Origin of the sequence: Flavobacterium sp. ACAM 123, assembly GCF_000264055.1 — a bacterium.
Taxonomy (GTDB): Bacteria; Bacteroidota; Bacteroidia; order Flavobacteriales; family Flavobacteriaceae; genus Flavobacterium.
Genome location: NZ_AJXL01000149.1, coordinates 1 through 6,744, shown reverse-complemented (window position 1 = coordinate 6,744; position 6,744 = coordinate 1). Strand labels below are relative to the sequence as shown.

Annotated in this window: 6 protein-coding genes and 1 pseudogene; 6 read left to right on the top strand and 1 reads right to left on the bottom strand. The window is 34.1% G+C overall.

What is annotated here, in order from left to right; all coding sequences use genetic code 11:
- From A3SG_RS21955 to A3SG_RS0117005, 4 genes and pseudogenes are all read left to right on the top strand, one after another.
- Positions 1-2,118: pseudogene (locus A3SG_RS21955) on the top strand (carboxypeptidase regulatory-like domain-containing protein); the annotation flags it as partial.
- Positions 2,119-2,171: 53 nt separating this feature from the next.
- Positions 2,172-3,191 (top strand): fasciclin domain-containing protein, encoded by a 1,020-nt coding sequence (locus tag A3SG_RS0117015; protein ID WP_083832490.1) that lies wholly within the window; start codon positions 2,172-2,174, stop codon positions 3,189-3,191.
- Between the two features lie 151 nt (positions 3,192-3,342).
- The gene (locus tag A3SG_RS0117010; protein WP_016991207.1) at positions 3,343-3,765 is read left to right on the top strand and encodes a hypothetical protein; all 423 of its coding nucleotides are present in this window, start codon (positions 3,343-3,345) and stop codon (positions 3,763-3,765) included.
- Positions 3,766-3,849: 84 nt separating this feature from the next.
- On the top strand, positions 3,850-4,362 hold the full coding sequence (locus A3SG_RS0117005; protein ID WP_016991206.1) for a septal ring lytic transglycosylase RlpA family protein: 513 nt from the start codon (positions 3,850-3,852) through the stop codon (positions 4,360-4,362).
- Here the strand turns inward: A3SG_RS0117005 and A3SG_RS0117000 are convergent, their stop codons facing one another.
- Positions 4,363-4,833 (bottom strand): CYTH domain-containing protein, encoded by a 471-nt coding sequence (locus A3SG_RS0117000; protein ID WP_016991205.1) that lies wholly within the window; start codon positions 4,831-4,833, stop codon positions 4,363-4,365.
- A gap of 208 nt (positions 4,834-5,041) precedes the next feature.
- Between A3SG_RS0117000 and dinB the strand changes: the two genes are divergently transcribed.
- Both dinB and A3SG_RS0116990 read left to right on the top strand, forming a co-directional pair.
- A complete protein-coding gene (gene dinB, locus A3SG_RS0116995) occupies positions 5,042-6,124 on the top strand; it encodes a DNA polymerase IV (RefSeq protein WP_016991204.1) in 1,083 nt (360 codons plus the stop codon).
- 93 nt (positions 6,125-6,217) lie between these two features.
- Positions 6,218-6,733 carry a PAS domain-containing protein gene (locus A3SG_RS0116990; RefSeq protein ID WP_016991203.1) on the top strand — a complete coding sequence of 172 codons (516 nt, stop codon included), beginning with the start codon at positions 6,218-6,220 and terminating at the stop codon, positions 6,731-6,733.
- Positions 6,734-6,744: the final 11 nt, after the last annotated feature.

The following is a 6,744-nucleotide window of genomic DNA, read 5'->3' as shown; positions in this document are numbered from 1 at the left end:
AAAAATAGCGGTTATACCATTCTTGATAACACGAGATCTATTGTTGTGCAGTTAGATAGTAAATTATCTGAATCATGGAGCAATAACTTCATAGGAGGTTATGATAAACAAATTGAGGATAGAGGTTTACAAGGTGGTGGATTATTCCCAACTATTGATATTAAAAATGGGCAGCCAAATGCTACTGGTACTGGATTTACAACAGGTAACTTGAATTTTATTTCAGTAGGTTTAGATCCTTTTACTCAGGGGAACAAGTTGAGTTATTCCACATTGCATTTTACAGATAACCTGACTAAAACTATAGGTAAACATACCTTGTTATTTGGAGCAAATTATGAGCATTTTAAATCTAGTAATTTATTTTTCTCAGGTTCTAATGGGGTGTTCATATTTAACACGTTAGATGAGTTTTACAAAGCGGCAAATGAATCAGTTGCTTTAAATGGAGCGCCTTCAGTTAATAATTTACCTGTTAGGACTCAATTTAGATACTCTGCTTTACCTGGAGCTGTTGAGCCCTTGCAAATTTTAAAATCTGACAAAATTGATGTCTATTTTCAAGACGATTTTAAAGTGAATGATCAGTTAAAGTTTACTATCGGTTTAAGAGGGTCAAGAGTGTCATTTGTAGATACGGCACTTGAGAACCCGGTAGTTACTGATTTAACTTTTGCAAATGGGGAGAAATTCAATACTGGAGACATGCCAAATACACAATATCTTTTTGAGCCTAGAGTAGGTTTTAATTTAGATGTGACAGGCGATGCTCAGACGATAGTTAGAGGGGGATCTGGAATATTTTCAGGTAGACCACCACTTGTGTTTTTATCTAATGCAATCGGTAATAATGGAGTGCTTACGGGTTCTGTTGATGCAAGTGACGCTAATGTTGGCTTGGGAGGTTACGGTTTTACAGCAAACCCGAACCAGTATTTTACACCTGCTACACCAACATTGCCGTCGTCAATTGATTTAGCATTTACGGATAAAAAATATAAATTTCCTCAAGTTTGGAAAACTACAGTTGCTTTAGATCAAAGGCTACCTTTCGGTTTCATAGGTACCTTAGAAGGAATTTACAGTACGAATATAAATGAAACTGCTTACTATAGTGCGAATTTTGAAAATCCAGTAGGAACGATTAATGGACCAGATAATAGACCTTTATTCGCAGGAAATGACAATGGTATTCGTATTAATAATAATGTTACGAATGCAATAGTACTTACCAATACTAATAAAGGATATTTTTATTCTACTACATTCAAGTTAGAGTATCCTTACCGTAAAGGTCTATGGGGTTCATTTGCTTACACACATTCACAAGCAAATGATTTATTGTCTCCTGGAGCTACTGCATCAGGAAGCTGGAATGGTGTGCGTTCAGTTAACGGAAACAATGATCAGAGATTAGGGTTGTCAAACAATAATACTCCACATAGAATGGTGGGGATACTTGGATATAAAATAGAATATGGTGGAAAAGCGGGAGCATCTACATCAATTAATTTAGGATACATAGGGGAGCAATCCAGTTCTTTCACTTATGTTTATGGAGGAGATTTAAACGGGGACCGTATAAACGGAAATGATTTGCTGTTTGTTCCAATGAAAGCTAGTGATCTTCGTTTTGTTCCAATATCTCAAAATTTAGGTGGTTCTTCAATAGTTCTTTATTCAGAGGCACAACAACAAGAAGCTTTTGATAAGTTTATTAATCAAGATCCATACTTGTCTACTAAAAGAGGTCAATATGTCGATAGAAACGAGAATCTTTTACCTATGTTACATAGAGTTGATCTATCTGTCACACAAGATTTTTTCATTAAAATAGGAGGTAAAAAGAATAGCTTTCAATTTAGAGCCGATATTTTAAATTTCACAAACTTGTTAAATCGTACATGGGGAATCTCTCAAAGAGCTACAGCAACAAATATATTAGCAGTTGCCCAAGCTCCAAGTAGTTCAAATAATTATACACCAGGTTATACATTGGCATTACAAACAGATAACCAGGGAAGAAGATTTTTAGCAACAGATACTTTCCTAAAGAATGCATCTGTGTCTGATGTTTGGCAAGCTCAATTTACATTGAGATATACTTTCGGAAAATAAAAAAAACAAAAATCACAGTAAAACAATAGTTCACAAACGTAAAATAAAAAATCATGAAAATAAAAAATCAAATTCTATCTTTTGTAACAATTTTATCAGTCGCTCTTATGACGTTTTCTTGTACTAATGATGAGCCGAAAGAGTTAATGCCCCTAAAATCTATAGTTGAAATCGCTAAAGCTGATCCAGCAAATTTTAGTATTTTAGTTGATGCATTAAAAAAAACAGGTTTAGATGCGACTTTGGGCAATGCGGGTTCGTACACTGCTTTTGCCCCTACAAACGCTGCTTTTACAGCTTCCGGCATAACAAGCGCAAGTATTAGTGCAATGACATCTGCAACTGATATTGCAGCTTTAAAATTAACATTGCAAAATCATGTAATTGGTTTAGGAACAAGATCAAACGATTTATTAGCAGCTGGTTATACTAAAACATTTGGATTTTTAAAAGCAAGTCCTACTTCAACGTCAGGTGTTAACTTAAGTATTTTTATAAATAAAGTGGGGAATGATGTGTTAGTAAATGGTGGTGTTGCTAATGGTGGTGCAAAAATTGAAACTGCTGATATTGAGGCAAGTAATGGAATAGTACACGTTATTGATGCAGTTTTAAAATTGCCAACAATCGTTAGCCAAATAAAAGCAAATCCAAGTTTGTCTGCTTTGTTAGGTGTAGTGGCATCTACTCCACAGGCTTCAGTTTTAGGTAGTTTAAATGCTGCAACTGGTACAGCTCCTCTTACGGTTTATGCTCCTAATAATGATGCTTTTACAGCTGCTTCTGCAACTGGAGGGTATTTAGTAGGAAAAACAGATAGCCAAGTAACAAATATTTTAAGATACCATTTAGAGAATGGAAACAGAGCGCCAAGTTCAACTAGTTCTTACTCCACTTCTGCTGATGTTTCGATTACAACTTTAAATACGCCTAATAAATTTACGATTTTAGTTAGTAGTGTAAAAATTAAGGATGTAGTGGGGACTTCTAATGGTACAATTAAAACGTTTAATATTCAAGGTACTAATGGAGTAATTCAAGTAGTAGATAAAGTATTACAACCATTTTTGTAAGATTATGATTTAAATTTATACAAACTACCTAAAATTAATTTCAGGTAGTTTTTTTTATTAACAATAATTATAGAACCACTTTAGTCTTTTAGCAATAAGTGGTTTTTTTTAGCCTTTTTTGTTTATATTTGAATTTCAAAAAACAAATTATATGTACGAATTTATACAAAAAATGCATTCAGGCTGGGCTTATATTGCTCTCCTATTACTAGTTGTGGCTGTAGTATCCTCTTTTGCAGGAAAGTTATCCAAAAAAGAATTTACCGCTAAGGATCGAAAAATTACATTGTTTGCTTTAATCGCAATACACATTCAATTATTGATTGGATTGATTGTGTATTTTGTTTCGCCTCTTGGCTTTGCCTCGTTAGGACAAATGTCTGACAAAGCATTGCGATTGACCTCTTTAGAGCATCCTGTAATCAATATTATTGCGATTGCTTTAATCACTGTAGGATGGTCAAAACATAAAAAATTGACAACAAGTGCATCTAAATTTAAGACGTTCTCTATTTTTTATGGATTGGGATTAGTACTTATTTTGAGTAAAATTCCATGGTCAATGTGGTTCTAAAAAACGTAAAAAAGCCCTCTTTATTGGGCTTTTTTTATCAAGGTACGGTTTTTGCTTAAACAGATTTGAATTAAAAATGTAATAATGAGAAAATTAATAACAGCCCTTTTTTTATTTACCACTGTGGCATTGGTGAGTAGTCAAAGCCAAATTATAAGCAATCAAAAAACACTAATTCAACAATCTACAAATCAAAAGGCGGCTGCGGTTAAAGACACTATTAAAAAGACCAAAGTGGTAGTGCTTCTGCAGGATGTCAAAAAAGATACGATAGAAGATAAGATGGGGGAATTAGTATTGCATAAAAAAGATGCCCATGCTTCGTATTATGCTGATAAATTTCATGGTAGGAGAACAGCCAGTGGAGCATTATTTGACATGAATAAATATACTGCTGCTCATAAAAAGTTTCCTTTTGGAACTAAATTAAGAATTACGAATCAAGCCAATGGGCAGTCGGTTATCGTAGAAGTCACTGACAGAGGACCTTTTGTAAAATCCAGAGATATTGACCTTTCTAAAAAAGCCTTTATGGAAATAGCAAAAAATAAAGGCGCTGGAGTGATGACGGTAAAGATTGAGGTTTTTAAAAAATAATTAGCGCCAATTTATAAATGGATTTTTGCTTAAATTAGAATTGTAGTACCGATTATCGTTTGTTACTTCTTTTCCCAACCAGTTTGGTTTGTCAAAAGCCTCACCCTCAGACTGAAGCTCTATTTCGGCAATGACTAAGCCTTTATTTTCGCCGTAAAATTCATCTACTTCATACGTATGTCTGCCCATTTTTACTTCAAAGCGAGTTTTGTCAATTACTCCTTTTTCGCAAAGTAGTAGCAATTTTTCGGCTTCTGATAAGTCGATTTCTTTTTCCCACTCAAAACGGGACACGCCCGTCTCATTTGACGCTCCTTTTATGGTTAAATAGCCTTTGTCCCCTTTTATCCTAACCCTAACCGTTCGTTCTGGAACGGAGCTTAAATAGCCTTGTTTAATGCGACTTTGAGAAAAAACTTCTTTTTTAAAAGCATCTGATGTTATTAAAAATTTTCGTTCTATTTCTATCATTATAAATTGTATTTGTTTTATTACTAGCAGCTTATGGCACCGGTGCATTATCTTTTTTGTTTTTTACCTTAAAACAGATTCATATTCCAGAAAAAAAAGAAGGTTAATTTTTGAGAGGTATCGGAACTGAGGTATATGTATTTCAAATGTATTAAATATTTATAATCCAATAGAACGTTTTCATAGAAAACCTATTTAAATTTGTAGCATGTCCGAGATAACCCCACATAGAAAAATCATACATATCGACATGGATGCTTTCTACGCGTCTGTGGAGCAAATGGACAATCCTTCCTTGCGAGGGAAACCTGTAGCTGTTGGCGGTTCTGAAAATCGAGGTGTAGTTGCGGCAGCGAGTTATGAGGCTAGAGAATTTGGTGTAAGAAGTGCTATTAGTGGGTTTATGGCAAAGAAAAATTGTCCTAATCTTATTTTTGTCAGTCCGCGATTCGATCGTTACAAAGAGATTTCGAGTAAAATTCACAGCATTTTCAGAGAATATACTGACATGGTGGAGCCACTTTCACTGGACGAAGCCTATTTGGACGTTACCCAAAATAAAAAAGGAAATCCAAGTGCCAGTTTATTAGCGGAAGAAATTCGATTGCGTATTTTTAATGAAGTGGGTTTAACCGCATCGGCTGGAATATCAGTCAATAAGTTTGTTGCTAAAATCGCTAGTGATTATAACAAGCCCAATGGTCAAAAAACAGTAAATCCAGAGGATGTAATTGCTTTCTTAGAAGAACTTCCCATTCGTAAATTCTATGGTGTTGGAAAAGTGACTACTGAAAAAATGTATCAATTAGGCATATTTACCGGTGTAGAGTTAAAAAGCAAATCATTGGAATTCTTGGAGAAACATTTTGGCAAATCAGGAAACTTCTATTATAATGTTGTGCGGGGAATTCATTATAGCGAGGTGAAATCAAATCGAATTACGAAATCCGTTGCTGCGGAGCATACTTTTGATGTCAATCTTTCTTCGGAGATCTTTATGATGGAGCAATTGGAAAATATTGCCAATACATTAGATAGAAGACTTAAAAAACATAACATTTCAGGCAAAACAGTTACGTTAAAAATAAAATACAGTGATTTCACCCAACAGACGAGAAGTAAAACCTTACTTTATTTTATCTCCGATAAAGGGTTAGTTTTAGAGACAGTAAAAGAACTTTTATATCAGGAACGGATGAAAGATTCGGTGCGATTGCTTGGTATATCGTTAAGTAACTTGAATACGGAACTCAAGAAAGCTGTCGTAGTACAGCTGAAATTCGATTTCTAAAACAGCATCATACACCTTCAACAAGAGTTAAATCACGTTAAATAGTTGTTTTATTTTTATATTTAAAATTATATTTGTTGAAAAATAAGCGCTATGTTAGAACTTAAACAATACGATATTGCAGTTGCGAAGCACCATAAAGGTCTTAAAAGGACTATATTACCTGTTTTGTCATGGAATTTTCACCGGGAATACTTAGAGGAATCAAAGAAGATTTTTAGCGACTGCAATAAATTAAATGTCATTGCAAGTAGTAGTAAATGGATAGAAGAAGATTGGGACTTTAACAATAGACTGAAAGAGGAAGTAGTCATTGTTACCAATGCTAAATTACAAATTGTATTTGCATCACATAACATGACTAAAATGAATGGCTATGAAGAGGAAGAAGTAATAGGCAAGAGTCCAAAGATGTTTCAAGGGAAGAGCTCTAATTTAAAAACTTCCAGTGAAATTAGAGAAGCAATCCAGCTGCAGCAACCTTTTGAAAAAACAGTTGTAAATTATAATAAGAATGGGGAAATATATATATGCCTCATTAAAGGGTTTCCAGTATTTAATATAAAAGGGAAGCTCTCTCATTTTATTGCTTTTGAAAAAGCAGCATAAAAAAACTACCT